The 17,851-nt window shown below is 62.6% G+C and carries 21 protein-coding genes and 1 riboswitch; of the genes, 11 read left to right on the top strand and 10 right to left on the bottom strand.

The window, feature by feature from the left end:
* Positions 1 to 19: 19 nt before the first annotated feature.
* Entirely contained in the window at positions 20 to 1,384 is a 1,365-nt protein-coding gene (locus ACTJLB_RS28905; RefSeq protein WP_440785298.1) for an MFS transporter, read from the bottom strand.
* A 322-nt stretch (positions 1,385 to 1,706) separates the two neighbouring features.
* Between ACTJLB_RS28905 and ACTJLB_RS28910 the strand changes: the two genes are divergently transcribed.
* Positions 1,707 to 2,540 (top strand): EAL domain-containing protein, encoded by an 834-nt coding sequence (locus tag ACTJLB_RS28910; RefSeq protein WP_020069744.1) that lies wholly within the window; start codon positions 1,707 to 1,709, stop codon positions 2,538 to 2,540.
* Positions 2,541 to 2,641: 101 nt separating this feature from the next.
* Here the strand turns inward: ACTJLB_RS28910 and ACTJLB_RS28915 are convergent, their stop codons facing one another.
* Entirely contained in the window at positions 2,642 to 3,427 is a 786-nt protein-coding gene (locus ACTJLB_RS28915; RefSeq protein WP_440785299.1) for an IclR family transcriptional regulator, read from the bottom strand.
* Positions 3,428 to 3,521: 94 nt separating this feature from the next.
* Here ACTJLB_RS28915 and ACTJLB_RS28920 point away from each other — a divergent pair, with 94 nt between their 5' ends.
* Positions 3,522 to 4,712 (top strand): acyl-CoA dehydrogenase, encoded by a 1,191-nt coding sequence (locus tag ACTJLB_RS28920; protein WP_006047845.1) that lies wholly within the window; start codon positions 3,522 to 3,524, stop codon positions 4,710 to 4,712.
* Positions 4,713 to 4,889: 177 nt separating this feature from the next.
* On the opposite strand, the gene ACTJLB_RS28925 is transcribed toward ACTJLB_RS28920, so the two are convergent.
* A complete protein-coding gene (locus ACTJLB_RS28925; protein WP_020069742.1) occupies positions 4,890 to 5,528 on the bottom strand; it encodes a peroxiredoxin in 639 nt (212 codons plus the stop codon).
* A gap of 342 nt (positions 5,529 to 5,870) precedes the next feature.
* Here ACTJLB_RS28925 and ACTJLB_RS28930 point away from each other — a divergent pair, with 342 nt between their 5' ends.
* The 3 genes from ACTJLB_RS28930 to ACTJLB_RS28940 all read left to right on the top strand — a co-directional run bounded on the left by ACTJLB_RS28930 (position 5,871) and on the right by ACTJLB_RS28940 (position 7,346).
* The gene (locus ACTJLB_RS28930; protein ID WP_006047848.1) at positions 5,871 to 6,173 is read left to right on the top strand and encodes a DUF883 family protein; all 303 of its coding nucleotides are present in this window, start codon (positions 5,871 to 5,873) and stop codon (positions 6,171 to 6,173) included.
* A 139-nt stretch (positions 6,174 to 6,312) separates the two neighbouring features.
* Positions 6,313 to 6,699, top strand: coding sequence for a phage holin family protein (locus ACTJLB_RS28935; protein ID WP_087751559.1), 387 nt, complete (start codon positions 6,313 to 6,315; stop codon positions 6,697 to 6,699).
* Positions 6,700 to 6,872: 173 nt separating this feature from the next.
* Positions 6,873 to 7,346: a DUF3318 domain-containing protein gene (locus ACTJLB_RS28940; protein ID WP_087751560.1), complete on the top strand. Its 474-nt coding sequence runs from the start codon at positions 6,873 to 6,875 to the stop codon at positions 7,344 to 7,346.
* Between the two features lie 97 nt (positions 7,347 to 7,443).
* Here ACTJLB_RS28940 and ACTJLB_RS28945 read toward each other — a convergent pair whose 3' ends face one another.
* The 7 genes from ACTJLB_RS28945 to glyA form a co-directional block, all read right to left on the bottom strand.
* The gene (locus ACTJLB_RS28945; RefSeq protein WP_131317751.1) at positions 7,444 to 7,875 is read right to left on the bottom strand and encodes a type IV pilin protein; all 432 of its coding nucleotides are present in this window, start codon (positions 7,873 to 7,875) and stop codon (positions 7,444 to 7,446) included.
* Between the two features lie 10 nt (positions 7,876 to 7,885).
* Positions 7,886 to 8,359: a pilus assembly PilX family protein gene (locus ACTJLB_RS28950; RefSeq protein WP_440785301.1), complete on the bottom strand. Its 474-nt coding sequence runs from the start codon at positions 8,357 to 8,359 to the stop codon at positions 7,886 to 7,888.
* A gap of 155 nt (positions 8,360 to 8,514) precedes the next feature.
* On the bottom strand, positions 8,515 to 9,324 hold the full coding sequence (locus ACTJLB_RS28955) for a PilW family protein (protein ID WP_440785343.1): 810 nt from the start codon (positions 9,322 to 9,324) through the stop codon (positions 8,515 to 8,517).
* On the bottom strand, positions 9,324 to 9,782 hold the full coding sequence (locus tag ACTJLB_RS28960; RefSeq protein WP_408469997.1) for a type IV pilus modification PilV family protein: 459 nt from the start codon (positions 9,780 to 9,782) through the stop codon (positions 9,324 to 9,326). Before ACTJLB_RS28960 ends, ACTJLB_RS28955 begins: the two co-directional genes overlap by 1 nt.
* A complete protein-coding gene (locus ACTJLB_RS28965) occupies positions 9,779 to 10,339 on the bottom strand; it encodes a GspH/FimT family pseudopilin (protein WP_440785303.1) in 561 nt (186 codons plus the stop codon). The genes ACTJLB_RS28960 and ACTJLB_RS28965 overlap by 4 nt, the downstream gene beginning before the upstream one ends.
* Before the next feature lie 203 nt (positions 10,340 to 10,542).
* Complete coding sequence (gene nrdR, locus ACTJLB_RS28970; protein ID WP_020069733.1) at positions 10,543 to 11,025, bottom strand: transcriptional regulator NrdR; 483 nt, start codon at positions 11,023 to 11,025, stop codon at positions 10,543 to 10,545.
* A 6-nt stretch (positions 11,026 to 11,031) separates the two neighbouring features.
* Complete coding sequence (gene glyA / locus ACTJLB_RS28975) at positions 11,032 to 12,279, bottom strand: serine hydroxymethyltransferase (RefSeq protein WP_020069732.1); 1,248 nt, start codon at positions 12,277 to 12,279, stop codon at positions 11,032 to 11,034.
* Between the two features lie 165 nt (positions 12,280 to 12,444).
* Positions 12,445 to 12,553, bottom strand: a riboswitch (ZMP/ZTP riboswitch).
* 238 nt (positions 12,554 to 12,791) lie between these two features.
* Between glyA and ydfG the strand changes: the two genes are divergently transcribed.
* The 6 genes from ydfG (at position 12,792) to tolB (ending at position 17,824) form a co-directional block, all read left to right on the top strand.
* The gene (ydfG, locus tag ACTJLB_RS28980; protein WP_440785344.1) at positions 12,792 to 13,538 is read left to right on the top strand and encodes a bifunctional NADP-dependent 3-hydroxy acid dehydrogenase/3-hydroxypropionate dehydrogenase YdfG; all 747 of its coding nucleotides are present in this window, start codon (positions 12,792 to 12,794) and stop codon (positions 13,536 to 13,538) included.
* Between the two features lie 59 nt (positions 13,539 to 13,597).
* Positions 13,598 to 14,077, top strand: a complete 480-nt coding sequence (gene ybgC / locus ACTJLB_RS28985; protein ID WP_020069730.1) for a tol-pal system-associated acyl-CoA thioesterase — start codon at positions 13,598 to 13,600, stop codon at positions 14,075 to 14,077.
* 157 nt (positions 14,078 to 14,234) lie between these two features.
* Entirely contained in the window at positions 14,235 to 14,912 is a 678-nt protein-coding gene (gene tolQ, locus ACTJLB_RS28990) for a protein TolQ (protein ID WP_006047860.1), read from the top strand.
* A 10-nt stretch (positions 14,913 to 14,922) separates the two neighbouring features.
* Positions 14,923 to 15,369 carry a protein TolR gene (tolR, locus tag ACTJLB_RS28995; protein WP_025601528.1) on the top strand — a complete coding sequence of 149 codons (447 nt, stop codon included), beginning with the start codon at positions 14,923 to 14,925 and terminating at the stop codon, positions 15,367 to 15,369.
* Complete coding sequence (gene tolA, locus ACTJLB_RS29000) at positions 15,366 to 16,394, top strand: cell envelope integrity protein TolA (protein WP_020069728.1); 1,029 nt, start codon at positions 15,366 to 15,368, stop codon at positions 16,392 to 16,394. Before tolR ends, tolA begins: the two co-directional genes overlap by 4 nt.
* Before the next feature lie 137 nt (positions 16,395 to 16,531).
* Positions 16,532 to 17,824: a Tol-Pal system beta propeller repeat protein TolB gene (gene tolB / locus ACTJLB_RS29005; protein WP_027777927.1), complete on the top strand. Its 1,293-nt coding sequence runs from the start codon at positions 16,532 to 16,534 to the stop codon at positions 17,822 to 17,824.
* Positions 17,825 to 17,851: the final 27 nt, after the last annotated feature.

The raw sequence follows: 17,851 nt of genomic DNA on the forward strand, positions 1-17,851 counted from the left end.
GTTGACCCTAGACATCACTTCACGCGGTTTGCGGTTCGGACGGGCGACTGCGTTGCCGCGTCGCCGCGGCGAGCGCGATCACCAGCAACGCCGAACACAGCACCGGCAGCGCAGCCGCATGGAACAGCGATTCGTTCGACCAGTTCAGCGCGATCAGTTGACCGCCGACCAGCGGCCCGATTACCGAGCCGATACGCCCGATTCCGAGGCTCCAGCCGATGCCCGTCGATCGCAATGTGGTCGGATAAAAGTGGCCCGCGAGCGCGTTCACCGCCGGCTGCCCGCCGACTACACAGAAGCCGCCCGCAAACACGACGATTAGCAGCCACGGCAAAGCATGCGCCACGCTGCCGATGGTGCCGACAGCGAGTGCCGCGCCCGCGAAGCACACGAACAGCACGCGCACGAAACCAAAGCGTTCGATGAACCAGCCGAGCAGCAACGTGCCGACCACGCCACCCGTCTGCAACACCGTGCCGACGATCACCGCGGTGCCCGGCGAATAGCCGGCATCGCGCATGACGGTCGGCAGCCAGTTCGACAGAAAGTACAGATCGATCAGGTTCATGAAACTGATCGCCCACAGAATCAAGGTGACCGGAGCACGCCCCGCGCGGAACAACTCCGCGACCGGCGCACCGGCATTGCCCTTCTCGCGCACGACGACGCGTGTGTTCGCATCGATCTGCAAGCTGGGATTGAACTTCGCGAGCCAGCGCAACGCGCGCTCGCTGCGGCCCTTCAGTACGAGAAATTGCAACGACTCCGGCAGCGCGACGAGCATGGCGACCGCCAGCACCAGCGGCACCGCGCCGCCGACCCAGAACACCGCGCGCCAGCCGTAGGCCGGAATCAGCGCAGCGCTGATGAAGCCGCCCAGCGCCGCGCCCAACGTGAAGCCGCACGACACCAGCATCATGCGCTTGACGCGATGAGCGGGCGTCGAAAATTCGCCTACCAGCGCCATTGCGTTCGGCATGATGCAACCGAGGCCGAGGCCCGTGATGAAGCGCAGCGCGATCAATGCGGGAATCGTCGAGACAAACGGCGTGGCCAGCATCGACAGCGCAAAGAAAAACGTTGCACCGATCAGCACCGGACGACGGCCGATGCGGTCCGCCAGCACCGACAGCCCCAATGCCCCGAGCAGCATGCCGAACAGGCTTGCGCTGAAGACCGGGCCGAGCGCCGCCTTCGACACATGCCATTCGCCGATCACGCTCGGCGCGACGTAACCCATGGCCTGCGCGTCGAAGCCGTCGATCACGAGGCAGAGTCCGCACAGCGCGAGCAGCATGAACTGGAATGCCGGGTGATGCGTCTCGCCGAGCACCCGCTCGACTTCGATCACGTTGGTGGCGGCTGGTGCCGGCTTGGCGCTCATGGGATTTGTCTCCGCGTGTAATGGTTGGAATGTCGGCGGCTGCGGGCCGGTGCGAATCGCACGAAACGGCGCGAGTCGGCTCTCGTCAGCCGCACGACAATTTACGCATGGTAAAACGAATTACGTTAAGTGAAATTAACGTATACCCTGGAAGCGGGACAACAAACGCGCGGCGCCGCCGCCAGGCAAGGGCTGGCGGATATCGTTAGCAGCATTTTGTTCATGTGCGCGCGATGCGGACTGCTACCATCGAAGCATGCGGCGCATGAGCTCTGTCTGGAGTCTCGAGCGAACGCACCACTCACCTGACCCATTCGCCTAAATGATTCCGCCGACCATTCCCAGCCTCGTTGCCCGCGCCTCTGAGCATCCGTTCCTCGGCACACATCTGGCGATGGGACATGGCGCGCACGGCGAGATTGCGCTCGCCCGGTTCCACGACCTCGAGCTCACGAGCGCCTACGAACCGATCTTCGACATCAGCGTGCATGCGCTGGCGCAATCGATGTCGTCGGACGTCGAAAACGTCGACCGTTTCGGCGATGAGTTGGGCTTCCAGGCTGTCACGCAACGGCTCGACGCCGCGCCGTTCGATATGTTCGACGCGTTCGACCGCATCGCCGACGACCAGGAAGTCGTCGCGCTTGACCGCATGTCGCGCGCGCTGCACTCAGTCAATTTCTTCGGCGCACAGCGGCACGGGCTGCTATTTCTACGCGTACACGAGCGGCTTCTGAAGAGCGTGAAATACGATCATGGGCGGCACTTTTCGAGCGTGCTCACGTCGTTCGGGTTGAACCCGTCGAGGATAGTGATCGAACTGCCGGCAGCCGCGGTCGCGCATAAGACGTTTCTCGGCTATTTGACCAAGAGCTATCAGCACTACGGCTTCAAGGTGGCGGGCAACCTGTCCAACGCAGGGCAAATTCTGTCGGTGTCGGACACCGCTCGCCTGGACTTCATCAAGATGGATGCGGCGACCGCGTTGCGCGACGCGACGGTCAAGCCGTTAGTGGGATACGCGAGCCGGCTGCGGATTCCGCTGATCTTCAATCGCGTGATGGACGAACCGCAATTCGAAGCGTTGCAGCAATACGATGTGCGCTTCGTGCAAGGGCCACTGTTCAATGCGCATTATCACGACCGCGCGGCTTGATTTGCGGGTTGGCTTGATCCGCTCGGGGCGGTTCGCCTGGCTTGATCCGGTTGATGCGGTCGATGCGCTTGATGCAAGCCACTCGGCTCGAACACGAGTCCTCAACCAGCGTCGCCGAGGCGCCGCGCAAGCGCCTTCAGCCGCGGCGCAACCTTCTCCCGAAACACGTCTTCTCCCATCGACGAAGCCGGCCCGCTGCAACTGAGCACAAGCCAGCGCCCTTCGCGCGGCTCGCGAAACGGCACGGCAACCGCGTTGACGTCGTCGTTCCAGGCGCGGAACGAATAGCAGCAACGCTCCTTTTCGAACGCGGCGATTTCCTTCACAGCGTCGGCCACCAGCGCCGCACCGCCCTTCCCCGCCGCTTTCCTGAGTTCCGCAAGCAACGCGGCGCGCACGTCGACAGGTTGCACAGCGAGATATGCGCGACCCATGGAACTCGTCAGCATCGACAGTTTCGAGCCGGGCGCGAGGCCGAGCGTGAGCGCGGTTTCGCTGCGTATGGTGTCGAGGTAGATCATGTCGAGGCCGTCACGGCAGCCAAGCGAAACAGCAGCGCCCACCTCGCGCGCAAACCCGCGCATGTGCGGGCGGGCGAGTTCGAGCGTGTCGGTGCCCGAGAGCAGCGCAAACCCGAGCGACAGCACCCCTGCATCGAGCGCGTACTTTCCCAACGCCTCATCGAGCCGAAGATAGCCGAGCACGGTCAGCGTATAGGCGAGACGGTTCACAGTCGCCTTGGGCAAACCCGTGCGTTCGACGAAGTCGCGATTGCCGAGCATCGTTTCGCCCGGCTTGAATGCGCGCAGCAAATCGAGCCCGCGGGCGAGGGCGACAACGAATTTGCGCTCGTCGAGCGGATCGGACAAAGTGGATGCGGGCGTCATCGGGTGATACACTCAGTCGTGGTTTGCAAAACATTGTTCTGCATAGCGGAACTATAGTCAAGCTTGAATCAAGCAAAGAATCAGGAGATACGTCATGGCCGAGGCCGCGCAGTTTCACTGGGAAGACCCGCTGCTGCTGGATCAGCAGCTCACCGAAGACGAACGCATGGTGCGCGACGCCGCCGCGGCGTATGCGCAGGACAAGCTGCAGCCGCGCGTGCTGGAAGCGTTCCGTCACGAGAAGACCGACATCGAAATCTTCCGCGAAATGGGCGAACTGGGCCTGCTCGGTCCGACCATTCCCGAGCAATACGGCGGTCCCGGGCTGAACTACGTGGCGTATGGCTTGATCGCGCGTGAAGTGGAGCGCGTCGACTCCGGCTACCGGTCAATGATGTCGGTCCAGTCTTCGCTGGTCATGGTGCCGATCTACGAGTTCGGCTCCGAGGCACAGAAGCAGAAATACCTGCCGAAGCTCGCCACCGGCGAATGGATCGGCTGCTTCGGACTGACCGAGCCTAATCACGGCTCCGACCCGGGCAGCATGGTGACGCGAGCAAAGAAGGTCGACGGCGGCTATTCGCTGTCGGGCTCGAAAATGTGGATCACCAATTCACCGATCGCCGACGTTTTTGTGGTGTGGGCCAAACTCGAGGAAAACGGCAAGGACGCGATTCGCGGCTTCATCCTCGAGAAGGGCTGGAAGGGACTCTCAGCGCCGACCATCCATAGCAAGGTGGGCCTGCGCGCGTCGATCACCGGCGAGATCGTGCTCGACGAAGTGTTCGTACCGGAAGAAAACCGCTTCCCGGAAGTGAGCGGCCTGCGCGGTCCGTTCACGTGCCTGAACTCAGCCCGCTACGGCATCGCGTGGGGCGCGCTGGGCGCCGCGGAATCCTGCTGGCACACCGCGCGTCAGTACGTGCTCGACCGTAAGCAGTTCGGCCGGCCGCTCGCGGCAAACCAGTTGATCCAGAAAAAACTCGCCGATATGCAGACGGAGATCACGCTCGGGCTGCAAGGCGTGCTGCGCCTTGGTCGTATGAAAGACGAAGGCACGGCAGCCGTCGAGATCACGTCGATCATGAAACGCAATTCATGCGGCAAGGCACTCGACATTGCGCGGCTCGCGCGGGACATGCTGGGCGGGAACGGCATCTCCGACGAATTCGGCATCGCGCGGCATCTGGTGAATCTCGAAGTGGTCAACACGTACGAAGGCACGCACGACATTCACGCGCTGATTCTCGGACGCGCGCAAACGGGCATCCAGGCGTTTTTCTAAAGCCTTTCCGACGGCAAACCGAGGTTTGTCGCAGCGCGGTTTGCTCCTGCGTCAAAAGTAAAAGGCCGGTTCGCGATGAACCGGCCTTTTGTCCGTGTATGGCGCGACTTTAGGCTTCCGGCTTTCTGCTCGGGGCTTTCTGCTCCGAACGCCTCTGGCCTTGCGCCGAGCCCGCGCTTACTTGTTCGGCTGCGGCGTCATGCGCAGATACGGACGCAGCGCCTTGTAGCCTTTCGGGAATTTCTGTTTGATCACCTCTTCGTCCTTCAGCGACGGCACGATCACGACGTCGTCGCCCTGCTTCCAGTTGCCGGGCGTTGCAACCGAGTGGCTGTCGGTGAGCTGAAGCGAATCGATTACGCGCAGCACTTCGTCGAAGTTGCGCCCCGTGCTTGCCGGGTACGTAATGATCAGACGCACCTTCTTCTTCGGATCGATGATGAACAGCGAGCGAACCGTGAGCGTTTCATTGGCGTTCGGGTGAATCATGTCGTACAACTCGGACACTTTGCGGTCGCCATCGGCCAGAATCGGAAACCCGACGTTGGCGGCCTGCGTCTCGTTGATGTCCTTGATCCACTCCTTGTGCGACTCGGCGCTGTCGACCGACAACGCAATGGTCTTCACGTTGCGCTTCTCGAATTCCTCGGCGAGCTTGGCAGTCAGGCCGAGTTCCGTGGTGCAGACCGGCGTAAAGTCGGCCGGGTGCGAGAACAGCACGCCCCAGCTGTCGCCGAGCCATTCATGAAACTTGATGCGGCCGATACTGGATTCCTGCTCGAAATCCGGTGCGGTATCGCCAAGACGTAGACTCATGTGCATCTCCTTAAGTATTCGGACACCAGCGCGAGCATTTGCCCGCAGCGCTTGGCAAAGATAAAGCATACGGCAGCGACCGTACATGACGAACGAACATCGGCTCACTACTTTATGCCTTTTTGTAATTTTCGCCGATTTAGTGGAAACTTTGCGGGACAGATCAACTCAATCATGCACTAACATCATCTGTGAGAGTCATGCAGATGTTGTCTGGAAGTGTTTAGCCTCGCCGGGAACGGTTCGTGCGTTCGGCTCCGCAGACCGGGCAGTGCGCTCGCCAGCCGCCGTTTCTTTGGTTAGGATTCACGCGTGGCGTGAGAACGAAAAGGGGAGCTGTCAATGTCGGAAGTCAACAAGGAGAGATTGATGTCGGATATCAAAACCGTCCTCGCGGACGCGGAAGACCTGCTGAAACAGGCCGCAAGCGCAACGGGCGAGCGCGCTTCGGAACTGCGCGAAACGGCGCTGTCCCGTCTGAAGCAAGCCCGGGAAAAAGCTGCCGACGTGCAAGTCGTCGTGGTCGAGAAAGGCAAGAAGGCTGCTCGCGCAACCGACGACTACGTTCACGAGCATCCGTGGGCATCCATCGGCATTGCTGCGGGCGCCGGCGTGTTGCTGGGTCTGCTGATCAACCGCAAGTAACACCATTGCACGTTGCCGGACGAACTAAGTCCGGCTTGCCAGCGAATCAAGCGGACCGGCGCATGTCCGGCCGGTCCGCTTATCTTGGCGCGCACGTTTGCACGCGCCGCTTAGGCCACCACGCGCAACGCCCACAGCCATGACGACCGACACACATTCGCAGCGCGAACTACATAGCCCGTTACGCCGCATCATCAGTTCGGTGTCTGCCATTCTGCAAACACGCCTTGAACTGGTCGGCATTGAACTGGCTGAGGAAAAAGACCGCCTTCTGGGCGTGCTCTTTCTTGGCCTTGCGGCGATGATGCTGACCACCATGGCCCTGATCGCTCTTACCGCGCTGGTCGCCATCGCGTTCTGGGACACATACCGGTGGCAGGCGCTTGCCGGCATCACACTGGTTTATGCGATTGCCGGACTGGTCTGCGCGCTAAAAGCGCGTAGTGGTCTGCGTAATGCGCCGATGGTCTTCGAGTCCACCATCGCCGAATTCGAAAAAGACCGCGACGTATTTCGTAGACCGTAGCACCGCGAGCGCACGGAGCGCGAGACGTTTTTTGTCGATTGGCAAGTTCGTGAACCGGTTGTTCAGCGTATGTGAAGCGCACCGGTTGCACCGACTCTTTTCATGCCGTTCTTTGCGCCGCTCGTTGTGCCGTTCCGTGCGCTGTTCCTAGCCCTCCATAATGCCGATACGCCATGAGCCAGAGCCATTCAAGTTCCGCATTCCGCAACAAGCGCCAGCCGGCGAGAGACCTTAGCGCGCCGCACTTGCGAGCGCTACGCAAGGAATTGCTGCTCGTGCGCGCGGACGTCGAGCGCATGGAATTGGCCCAGGCGACGATCGAATTGCGCGAAGCCGTCACACACTTCAGCTGGCTTAAGTTCATCGTGCCGGGTTTCGGCGGATTGCGCATGGGCACCGGCTCTAAAGCGAACTTCCTGAACGCCGGGACCATTGGCGCTCTTCTCAAACAGTATCCGCTTGTCAGCTCGATCGCCTCGCTCGTCCTCGCGAAGCCGCTGCGCGCGACCGTTGCTGCTGGCGCAAAACCCGCGCTGAAATGGGGTGGCCTTGCGCTTGCCGCGTGGGAAGCGTACCGCGTGTGGCAGCAGATCAAGGGTGAGTCGCGTGCATCGTATGGTTCGGGCGGTTCGGGCGACGAGAGGTGAAGTGCCGGGTTGGCTGATTGCTTGAGCGCCCAGTGACTGCCCGCTTCCCTGTCCGTCAACGAACGCACTGCGGCGTGTGCCAACTTCGAGGCGCTTGCTAGCCAGTGCCCCAACACTGCCCGGTGGGCGGTGCCGACCCGTTCGCGACATTCTTGTTACTTCGCATCCCTGTTGCGTCGAGCGTGAAGACGCCACACGGGTCATCGCGCATCGGCCCCGATTCGTCCGGGGCCGCTTCAATTGAATAGCCGCCGTTAGCATCGTCCGCCGGCAGTACATGCAACCGATAGACAGCCGTGCCGAATTGCGGAGCCTGATCGAGGCCCGGCGGCAGCGCGGCAATGCTGTCACTTGCTGCACCCTCGACGAACTGCGCCGCCCGAAACAGCGCCGATGCCGCGTCGACCCGATGCGTTCGTACGACGTGGTTGCGATACGACGGCACGGCAAAGACGGCAAGCACCGCGACTATCGCGAGAGTGATAATCAGCTCGAGCAAGGTGAATGCGGATACGTGCGCCCTTCTCATCTATGCCTCACTAAAATGGCCGCGCGGCGACGCGCCGCCAATGGCGTTCGATCCTGTCGCCATCGATAACAAGTTCCATTTGCAGCCATACCTGCGAGTCCTTATTCATGCCAAACCCGCGCGATGTCAGCAGGTACGCGCGCGCGTCGGGGCGAGCCGGCAGACTCCATCCTTCGACCATGCATTGCGGCGCGCGCAGTGCCCCGGGCCACTGAGCGACGGGTGTCGCGGCTGCGGCCTCGAACGTAGCTTCGACTTTCCACTGGGTCGGCTCGCGGGCGACTGACGGCGATGCCAATGCGCCAATGCCCGTGCCTGCGACGACGCTGCGGGCACATAAGCTCAAGGCCGAGTCCGCAGCGTGGAATGCCTGCAAGTAGTCGCGCACATTGACGGCGCTACGCGCGGCCGCGACCGATGCTTCGAACCAGGCCGCCGATGTCGCCAACAGCATCGCCGAAATCAGCAGAACGATGGGTAGCACGGCGCCGCGGCAACGGCTGCGATGCGCGTCGTGACGTGGGCGCGAAGCACGGCGCCTCTTGCCACCAGACGCCACCTGCAGCGTCGCCAATTGCTGTGAGCAGCCGCAAAGCGCATGAGCGACGCAGCGGCAAGTCGTTCTGCCTGGTGTGTCAGTCACGAAATAGCCTCCACGTAGTTACGCAGCGCGATCCGTCGCCAGAACGCTTGCCGCGGACGCAGGTCGCTCGCAATGCTGCTGACGCCATCGCAATCCGCATAGCGCGAGCGCTGCCCTTGGGGCGCGCCCCGCACGAGCACACACAGATCGACCGCGACAACGCTCGCCCACTGGTCGGGCATTACCGCCGACGCGTCGATTGCATTCACCGCGCCGGCCAGCCAATACCTGATGCGCAGCCGCTCGACGCCTTCGACCAGCGGTTGCGCAGAGCCTGTCTTGCCATTGCCTTCGCAATAGAGCTCCGGCTCGCCGGTCGAGCCGCTCGTCTTGGCGTAGAAGCGATTGACCACCGGCACGCCGCGCTCGCCAAGCGCAGCACTGCTACTGGTCACGGCTTGTCCGAGACAGTCCGTTGTTTGTCCCGTGGATGACGGCCACGTCGACACGCTATCGCCGACATATCGCACCGCGACGCCGTCTGATTTACCAGGCAATGTCTCGCAGGTCAGACGGCTGTCATCCGTGCCGGCGGGTTGACCGCCGGAACAGCCGAACAATGGCGCCGGTGCGCGGTATTGCGAAGCGTATGCCGGCACGAACCCTGCCATTTGCAACTGCTGCCCGACAACGGTCAGCGCCGTCCAACCGGCCTCGCGGATTCGCAGCCCGTTGCTCGCGTGCTCAAAGGCTGCGTGCTGCGTCGTATAGAGCGACACCGTCCCTGCGGTCACCACGAGCCCCAGCGCGACGGCAATAACAAACTCGACCAACGTATGACCGCACGCACGATGCAAGCGCGACATCATTTGACGAACGCCAGTGCGATGCACGAGAAGCCCACGGGCGCGCTCACTCCGCCACACGGCTCGGGCTTGTCGATCACGTCGTTTGCGCGCGGCAAGTTCTGCGAAGCCGACCATGTCACGCGAGCCGCCGACACGCCACCTGTCGCGACGACCGACGCGTCGCCGCGCGGCAACACTGTTGCCGCGCGCGAGTTCCACCACGCGAGCGCCGCCTCGTTGCCTGACGGCGCAGACATCGCCTCAGCCACGGAATCGGCTATCCACGCGGCCTGTTCCCGCATCGACATTGCCCGGGCCTCACGCGCTGTCCACAACTGCCCGGCGATCAAACCGAGTGCCGTGACCGCGAGCACTGCGACGGCCAGCATCACTTCGATCAACGAGCTGCCGCCGCACTTGCTGCGGCAACGTTCCGATGGTGCTTGCGCCAAAGACGGTTCGATGAGCCGCCTCATGACGCCGCCCCGCACGCACCTTCCGCAATCCGCGTCCGACCACCCGCAGCAATGCGAATGCAGCGCCGCCACTTATCGCCCTGAGTCGCTTTCGATGGCGCACGCGGCGCAATGTCGAAACTGCGGAAAGTGCCGATCAACTGACCAGCGGGCGGCGTGAACGTTAGAGTCGTCTGGGTCCCCACAATGCTCACCGACGAAAGCGAGGGATGGGCGCGCAGCAACGTAAGAGTGCCGCCTCGATCCGCCAGTACCGCCCAGCCGCAAGACCAGTCGGTCGGGCCCGTGCCGCACGGTTGCCCGGCGGCCAGGCAGTGCCGCGCCGCATCTGCCCGGCATACGGTCACGCGAGCGCCGCGACGCAAAGCCTCGCTGCGCGCATAGCCGAGCGTCGACACGAGCGCCTTTGCGCGGGCATCGACCTGATCCCGCACCTGCCACGCTACGAACGATGGAGTCGCCATCAACACGACCACCGCCAGCAGCGCGACCACGATCAGCGTTTCGACAAGCGTAAATCCGCCGCACGGCGGCGGAGCGATTGCATGCTGTTTCATTTGCATCCCTGAATATTTCAAAGAATGCAGCCAATCTAGCGGTTCGAGGACGGCTCAACAATCGGCCGAATGGCCAGGTGGCATTCAGACGCTATTGCGCGCAAGAATTCACGCGACGAACGATGAGGGAGCGGGAAATGCAGAGACTCGAAGCGACGCGGCACAACACGAATAGTCGGACGCGACGCGAGGGACGTGGGCGCTCAGCGCTTGCGCGACGGCTTGGGAGGAGAGGAAGCGTGGCGGAACTCTTCAATCACGTCTTCAAATTCAGAGACGTCTTCAAAGCGCCGGTAAACGGAGGCGAAACGAACGTAGGCAATGGTGTCGAGCGCGCGCAACTCGTTCATTACGAGTTCGCCGAGGCGCTCGCTGCGCACTTCGCGCTCGCCGCTGCCGAGCAGTTGGTACTCGATCCGGGCGACGGCCGCGTCGATCGCGTCTGCTGCAACCGGCCGCTTGCGCAGCGCCAGTTGCATGCTCGCGACAATCTTGCGGCGATCGAATTCGGTACGGCTGCCGTCTTTCTTGACGACCGACGGCAACGCCAGCTCGACCCGCTCATACGTCGTAAAACGTTTGTCGCAGGCCGGGCAGCGGCGGCGCCGGCGAATCGTCGCGCCGTCTTCGGAGACACGCGAGTCGACAACCTGCGTATCGGCGTGACGGCAGAAAGGGCAATGCATGGCGGCTTAGCCGTAAACCGGGAAACGCTGCGTCAACTCGGCGACCTGGCCGCGCACGCGGTCGATGGTGGCCGTGTCTTCCGGGTTGTCCAGCACGTCGGCGATCAGGTTACCCACCTGCTCGGCTTCCTTGGTGCCGAAACCGCGTGTGGTCATGGCCGGCGAGCCCAGACGAATACCGCTCGTCACAAACGGCTTTTCCGGGTCGTTCGGAATCGCGTTCTTGTTGACCGTGATGTGAGCGGCGCCGAGCGCGGCTTCCGCAGCCTTGCCGGTAATCTTCTTCGCGCGCAGATCGACCAGCATCACGTGGCTTTCAGTACGGCCCGACACGATGCGCAGACCGCGCTTGACGAGCGTCTCGGCCAGCACGCGGGCATTCTCAACGACTTGTTGCTGGTAAGCCTTGAATTCCGGCGACAGCGCTTCCTTGAACGCAACCGCCTTGCCGGCGATCACGTGCATCAGCGGGCCGCCCTGAATGCCCGGGAAGATTGCCGAGTTGATCTGCTTTTCGAATTCGGCCTTCATCAGGATCACCCCGCCGCGCGGGCCACGCAGGCTCTTGTGCGTGGTGGTGGTGACGAAGTCTGCATGCGGCACCGGGTTCGGATACACGCCCGCAGCGATCAGACCCGCGTAGTGCGCCATGTCGACCATGAAGTACGCGCCGACCGACTTCGCAATTTTCGACAGACGTTCGAAGTCGATGCGCAGCGCGAACGCGGACGCACCGGCAACGATCAACTTCGGCTTGTGTTCCTGGGCGAGCTTCTCGGCGGCGTCGTAGTCGATGTCTTCGGCTTCGTTCAGGCCGTAGCTCACGACGTTGAACCACTTGCCCGACATGTTGACGGGCGAGCCGTGAGTCAGGTGGCCGCCGTGCGCGAGGCTCATGCCCATGATCGTGTCGCCCGGCTTGAGCATGGCGAAGAACACGCCCTGGTTCGCCTGCGAGCCCGAGTTCGGTTGCACGTTGGCAGCCTCGGCGCCGAACAGTTGCTTCACGCGGTCGATCGCGAGCTGCTCCGCCACGTCGACGTATTCGCAACCGCCGTAGTAGCGCTTGCCCGGGTACCCTTCGGCGTACTTGTTCGTGAGTTGCGAGCCTTGTGCAGCCATCACAGCCGGGCTCGTGTAGTTTTCCGACGCGATCAGTTCGATATGCTCTTCCTGACGACGGTTTTCCTGTTCGATCACCTTCCAGAGTTCAGGGTCGACGTTGGCGATGGTGCTTTGGGCTCTGTCAAACATACGGATTCCGTTGAGTGTGTTCAGGTTGACCGGATCGTGCGCCGAATCTTGCGTAGAGGGTACGCGGCGCTGCTGGCGGCTGGGCCAGCCCTGACGTGGCGAGAGGGAGTCGCCGCACACGCGAGGCAGGACAGCCACCGTCAGCGCAGATTGATGCGCGCGGATCACGGCTGCCCAGGCGAACGGCAAAACGGCACCCTGCGCTTCACGGTGGGTTTTTCCACCTTGAACCCGATTTGTTGGATCGGTTCTATCGCCAGTCACGCAGGGATGAGCGCGTTAGTTTATTGGAAGAGGATCGAATAGGCAACCAGGTTTCCCCCGTCGCGCAAGGCACTGGCACGACGGCAACCGAGGGCGCGAAGCGCAGCGCACAGCCGTCCCGCAAAGGCCCGCCAGGAAGCGTGCGCGGACGTCTTGCGGCGCAATCCATCCGGCTCGCCTATCCTTGCCGCAGCGCCGCATTGGAAGTAGGCTTGGGGCCTTTGTCTTCTACCGACCAGGGAACTGTAATGATCGTGTTCGTCACCGGTGCGTCCGCAGGATTCGGCGCCGCCATCGCTCGTGCCTTCGTCAAGGGGGGCCATCGCGTCGTCGCCACGGCCCGCCGCAAAGACCGTCTGGATGCGCTCGCCGCCGAACTCGGCGACGCCCTCCTGCCCTATGAACTGGACGTGCGCGATCGCGCGGCGGTGGAAGCGGTCCCAGCAGCGTTGCCGGCCGACTTCGCCGCGATCGACGTGCTCGTGAACAACGCCGGCCTTGCACTGGGCGTCGAGCCGGCGCAGAAGGCGAGCCTCGACGAATGGCAGACGATGATCGAAACGAACTGCACCGGCCTCGTTCAGGTCACGCACGCGCTGCTGCCCGGCATGGTCGAGCGCAACCGCGGCCATATCTTCAACCTCGGCTCGGTCGCTGGCCGCTGGCCTTACGCGGGCGGCAACGTCTACGGCGCCACCAAGGCGTTCGTGCGCCAGTTCAGCCTGAACCTGCGCGCGGACCTCGCAGGCACTGCGCTTCGCGTGACGGACATCGAACCCGGTCTGTGCGGCGGCACCGAATTTTCGAACGTACGCTTTCGGGGCGACGACGAAAAGGCCGGCAAGGTCTACGAAAACGTCCAGCCGCTGACGGCCGAAGATATCGCCGATTCGATCTACTGGGTCGCCACGCGCCCGGCACACGTCAACATCAACACGATCGAACTGATGCCGGTGGCGCAATCGTTCGCGGGTTTGTCCGTTCATCGCGGCTAAAGGCCCGCCAGACGGCTCGCACATCTTGAAACAGACCTCGCAGTGTGCGATCCGGTAAAATGCGCCGCATGAATATGACGACCAGCCAGCCAGGCACGGAAATCGGCCATTCGTGGGGCATCCGCGTGTACTACGAAGATACCGACGCCGGCGGCATCGTGTTTTACGCGAATTACCTGAAGTTCTTTGAACGGGCGCGCACCGAATGGCTGCGCGCGTGCGGCATCGACCAGAACCGGCTCGCCGATGAAACGGGCGCGATCTTTATCGTCCGCAGCACCGCAGTCGACTATCGGGCGCCCGCGCGTCTCGACGACGTCGTCAAAGTGGTGAGCCGGATCGAGCGGCTCGGCAGAGCTTCCGTCGACTTCGCGCAAGAAGCGTGGCGCGACGGCACGTTGCTTGCTACCGGCTCGATCCGGGTCGGTTGCGTCGAGCGTACAGCGCTGCGCCCCGCCGCGATTCCGCCGCAGGTTCTGGCAGCTTTGCGGCGCGGACCAGGCGTGCGCGACGGCGGCGTGTCAACGAACGCATGCTGACTCTCGTTGTTACGGGGCCAGTGAACTCGCATCGACCAAGCAGCACAAAAGCATGGTTCGGCTTGCAGTACCGCCGATGCTTCCGTTTTGCTCACGGAAAGCTTCGCGTGGCCTTGCAAAGCCGGACGCCCCTTTCGGGACGATAAAACGAACCTTTATGAACACTACACAAGATCTGTCGATCGTTTCTCTCGTACTCAACGCGAGCCTGCTGGCGCAGGCCGTCATGGCGCTCCTGCTGTTGCTGTCACTGCTTTCGTGGACTTTCATCTTCCGCAAGTGGTTTGCGATCCGCCGCGCCCGCGCGCAGACTGAGCGTTTCGAACGTGATTTCTGGTCGGGCGGCGACCTGCAGGCGCTGTATCAGAGCGCTGCCAATAACCGTCACACCATCGGCGCGCTCGAACGGATTTTCGAGTCGGGCATGCGCGAATTCCTCAAGGGCAAGGAAAAACGCCTGAACGACCCGGGCGCGATTCTCGACGGCGCGCGCCGTGCAATGCGTGCGGCGTTCCAGCGTGAAATGGACGTGCTCGAAGCGAACCTCGCGTTTCTGGCGTCGGTCGGTTCGGTCAGCCCGTATATCGGTTTGTTCGGTACGGTGTGGGGGATCATGAATGCGTTCCGCGGACTCGCCAACGTGCAACAGGCCACGCTCGCGAACGTGGCGCCGGGCATCGCCGAAGCGCTGACTGCAACCGCGATCGGCCTGTTTGCCGCGATCCCGGCCGTGGTCGCATACAACCGCTACGCGCACGACATCGACCGTCTGGCGATCCGCTTCGAGACCTTCATCGAAGAGTTCTCGAACATCTTGCAGCGCCAGGCGCACTAAGGAGTCCACGATGGCAGGCTCTCGCTCCTCCAGCATGCGCGGCGGCCGCTCGCGCCGCGCGATGTCCGACATCAACGTCGTGCCGTATATCGACGTGATGCTCGTGCTGCTCGTCATCTTCATGGTGACCGCGCCGCTCGTCGCGCCGTCCATCGTCAATCTGCCGACTGTCGGCGGCGCAGCGCCACAACAGCAAACGCCGCCTGTGATCGTCAACATTCGCGCGGACGGCAACATGAGCGTCAAATACAAGGACGACTCGGGCGCGCAGCAGCAGGAGGACATGACGAAAGCGGGCCTCAACGGCTTTATCGCCGACCGCGCGCAGTCGCATCCCGATCAGCCCGTCGTGATCGCCGCCGACAAGACCGTGAAGTATGAAGCCGTGATGAACGTGATGTCCGAGCTGAAGGCACGGGGCGTCAAACGCGTTGGATTGCTCGTCAAATCGCAATGATCCGTAAGAACACCGACTATCCGCTCCAGCCACCGCGTGAACGCGGCACCGGGCGCGCCTTTGCGTTCGCGCTGGTGATGCATGCGCTGCTCGGGTTCTTCCTCTATCACGGCATTCAGTGGCAGAACAGCACGCCCGAAGGCGCCGAAGCGGAACTGTGGACCGAAGTGCCGGACACCGCGATCCCGCGCGTGGCGCCGCCGCCGCCCGCGCCTGTGGTCCCTGCTCCGCCCGTGGCCGACGAACAGGCCGAAATCGCGCTGCAGGAGAAGAAACGCAAGCAACAGGAAGCGGCTCGTCAGGCGCAACTTGCGGAGCAGCAACGTCAGGAAAAGCTGCAGGCTCAGCAGGAAGCCGAGGCGAAGCGTCAGCAACAGTTGGCCGAACAGGCGGCGCAACTGGCTGCCCAGAAAGCGGCGGCCGCGAAGCAGAAGCAACAACAGCAGCAGGCGGAAAAGCTGAAGCAACAGCAGTTGGCCGAGCAGCAGAAGCAGCAGCAGTTGAAGGAACAACAGCAGGAAAAGCAGCAGGAACAGCAAAAGCAGGCTGAGGCCGAAGCGCAGAAAAAGGCGGACGCGCAAAAGGCGGCGAAGGCGAAAGCACAAGCCGCACAAGCCGAAGCAGCGGCACAAGCGAAAAAGGTCGACGCGGAACGCCGCGCTCGGCTCGCGCAAATGCAGGGCATGGCCGGGCCTCCGGGCTCGACTGGCAATGGCCTCGGCAAGAGCGGCACGGGCAGCGGCTCGGGTGGTAATGCGGCATCGCCGGGTTACGCTGACAAGGTGCGTCGCGTGGTGCGGCCGAACATTTCGTGGGGCGGTGAGACGGAGGGCCTCGAGACTGTGATCGCCGTTCGTTGTTCACCAACAGGCACCCTGTTGAGCGCAACGATCGCTCACAGCAGCGGCAATTCCGCGTGGGACGACGCGGCGTTGCGAGCCGTTCAGCGCTCGGACCCAATGCCTCAGGACATTGACGGCAAGACACCGGCGAGCTTCAGAATTACGTTGCGACCGGCAGGTTGATGAAAGCCTGACAGTACCTTGACAGCAGACCCAGCGCCCCGCCCGGCGCGGCGTGCTCGGGAACGAATTAGCTCTTTTCCGGTCTGTCTGCTGTCGCGAAGCTTTAGTAAAACCGTTTTTTGGGGAATCCATACAGCATGAGTTTGATGACCAAGCTAGGCCTGCGGACACTTGTAGCGTCGTGCCTGATCGCCGTCGGCGGCGCCGCGAACGCACAACTCAACGTCCTCGTGACGGGCGTCGGGTCCACCCAGTTCCCGATCGCAACGGCGAACTTCGCCAACGAAGCGAGCTCGCCGCAACAGGTCAGCACCATCGTGCGTCAGGACCTGCAACGCAGCGGCAAATTCACCAATATCGACGCAGGCTCGACGCCGGTTCCCGAAACGGCTTCGGTCGACCTCGGTAGCTGGAAGGCAAAAGGCGCGAATGCATTCGTGGCCGGCAGCGTGAACCGCCTGCCGAACGGCCAGTACGAAGTGCGCTTCAAGCTGTACGACACGGTCAAGGGCGAGAGCCTCGGCGGCCTCGTGCTGGTCAGCCCCGAAAGCGGCCTGCGCATGAGCGCGCACAAGGTGGCCGACTACATATACGCGAAGCTAATGGGCGGCCGCGGTGTGTTCGCGACGCGGCTGTCGTATGTCATCAAGACCGGCAACCGTTATCAGTTGCAGATCTCGGATTCGGACGGTCAGGACGCGCACATTGCGTTGTCGAGCCCGGAGCCGATCATCTCGCCAGCATGGTCGCCCGATGGCACCAAGGTGGCTTACGTATCGTTCGAAAAGAAGAAACCGATCGTCTATATCCACGATCTGCCTACGGGTCGGCGTATTGTCGTTTCGGACCAGAAAGGCAATAACAGCGCGCCTGCATGGTCGCCGGACGGGCGCACGCTCGCCGTGGCGCTCTCGCGCACGGGCAACACGCAAATCTTCGCCGTCAATGCGGACGGCACTGGCATGCGCCGTCTCACGCAAGGCAGCTCAATCGACACGGAGCCGACCTTCTCGCCAGACGGCCAGACGATCTATTTTACGAGCGACCGCGGCGGTCAACCGCAGATCTACAAGATGTCGGCGCAGGGTGAAAGCGCCGGCGCGGCACAACGGGTCACGTTCACCGGCAGCTACAACACCAGTCCGCGCGTGAGCCCGGACGGCAAGCAACTCGCGTATATTTCGCGCGTCGGCGGCGGCTTCAAGCTGTATATCCAGGACCTGCAAGGCGGAACGGCCACGGGCCTGACGGACACGACACATGACGAATCGCCGAGCTTCGCGGCGAACGGTCAGTACATTCTTTACGCCACTCAGGTGAACGGCCGTGGCGTATTGGCTGCGGTTTCGACCGACGGTCGCACCCGGCAGGTCCTGTCAGTGCAGGGCGGCAGCGTACGTGAGCCGTCCTGGGGCCCTTTCATGCAATAACGTTGATGCAATAACACAAGGAGAGTA

This window comes from Paraburkholderia sp. 22098, from assembly GCF_052045935.1.
In the GTDB taxonomy this organism is placed as follows: domain Bacteria; phylum Pseudomonadota; class Gammaproteobacteria; order Burkholderiales; family Burkholderiaceae; genus Paraburkholderia; species Paraburkholderia caledonica.